The sequence below is a fragment of the Streptomyces ochraceiscleroticus genome (genome assembly GCF_000720485.1).
GTDB classification, from domain to species: domain Bacteria; phylum Actinomycetota; class Actinomycetes; order Streptomycetales; family Streptomycetaceae; genus Streptomyces; species Streptomyces ochraceiscleroticus.
The window spans coordinates 1-777 of the sequence record NZ_JOAX01000070.1; the positions used below are offsets into that span (position 1 = coordinate 1).

Annotated in this window: 2 protein-coding genes; both read right to left on the reverse strand. The window is 67.3% G+C overall.

Annotated features, from left to right (window positions below; all coding sequences use genetic code 11):
- A partial coding sequence (locus IG84_RS38530) for a hypothetical protein (protein WP_037801468.1) occupies positions 1-243 on the reverse strand: 243 nt, incomplete at its 3' end.
- Positions 240-632 carry a DUF6507 family protein gene (locus tag IG84_RS0137170; RefSeq protein WP_031067847.1) on the reverse strand — a complete coding sequence of 131 codons (393 nt, stop codon included), beginning with the start codon at positions 630-632 and terminating at the stop codon, positions 240-242. The genes IG84_RS38530 and IG84_RS0137170, both read right to left, overlap by 4 nt.
- Positions 633-777 lie beyond the last annotated feature (145 nt).

The window sequence follows — 777 nt, forward strand, 5'->3', positions numbered from 1 at the left end:
CACCGTCTCCAGGCCGTCGGCGAAGCCGTCCGCCCGGTCCTGCACCGGCTTGGTGGTGGCAAAGAGCTGCTCCGCCTCGGGCGCCTTGTAGTACGCCGAGAGGCCCTGGAAGTGGGAGTGGACGTCCGAGCCGGTGGTGCGGATGTGCCCGGCATCGGTCTTCAGCGCCGCATGGTCCTTCTCCAACTGCGCCAGATCACCGGTGTACTGCGGAATCTGGTCCGGCTTCAGCTCGATCTTCATGCCTGCTGTGCCCCCGGCTTGGTCGGATCCACATCCACCGCACCCAGCGCCTTGCGCTGCGCCTCGGCGGCCATCTCCAGATCACCGTTGAGATACGCCGTGGTGGCATCCACCGCGCCGTTGAGCGACTTGCCCGCCCGCATCGCGATGAACTTCAGGTCATTGATCGTGTGCTCGGAGAACTGTGAGAGCGCCAGCGCCACCAGCCCCCCGGCCGCCTTCTCGCCGCCCTGACCGCCGCCCTCGGCGGTGATCGTGCCCGCGCTGGTGGCCGCGGACTGCAGATGGTCCCCGTACGCCTTGGTATGCGTCTCGATCTTCCCGGCCATCTCACCGGTCGTCTTCAGCACACCCTGGATACCCTGCGGATCCAGATCCCAGCCGGCCATGCCCTACCTCATGCTCCCCGTTACCGCCCGCCACCGGACCCGTGTCCGGGCAGGTCAGCCGATGTTGTCGACCGCAGCCTTGGCCTTGGACAGCGTGTGCTGCGCGGTGCCGTCGTTCTTCTCCAGCGTCGTCTTCAGCAGCTGG

Excerpts from the sequence above, each read along its gene's own strand:
- IG84_RS0137170 (WP_031067847.1), bottom strand. The coding sequence starts at position 632 with ATGGCCGGCTGGGATCTGGATCCGCAGGGTATCCAGGGTGTGCTGAAG.